This window comes from Ochrobactrum sp. SFR4, from assembly GCF_019730395.1.
Taxonomy (GTDB): Bacteria; Pseudomonadota; Alphaproteobacteria; order Rhizobiales; family Rhizobiaceae; genus Pseudochrobactrum.
This window is the reverse complement of sequence record NZ_JAAPBB010001456.1, coordinates 1-232: the sequence shown is the minus strand read 5'-3', so window position 1 is coordinate 232 and position 232 is coordinate 1. Positions and strand designations below refer to the sequence as shown.

Below are 232 nucleotides of genomic sequence, written 5' to 3'. Positions count from 1 at the left end.
CACAAGCCAGACCTGCACGCAATTTTTCACCACCACTTAACTCGGCAACGTTCTGCAAAGCAGCATCAGCGCGAAACATGAAGCGGGCAAGTGCCGCACGACAATCATTATCCGATGCCTTCGGATGAATGCGTTTAAAATTGTCACTGATATTCAGCGCCGGATCGAGCAGACTCACATGCTGATCCAGCATGGCGTAATCGACATACCATTGCACTGTTCCCTGCTGAGG

General features: G+C 50.9%; 1 pseudogene. It reads right to left on the bottom strand.

What is annotated here, in order from left to right:
- Nucleotides 1–232: pseudogene (locus HBA93_RS23850) on the bottom strand (ABC transporter ATP-binding protein); the annotation flags it as partial.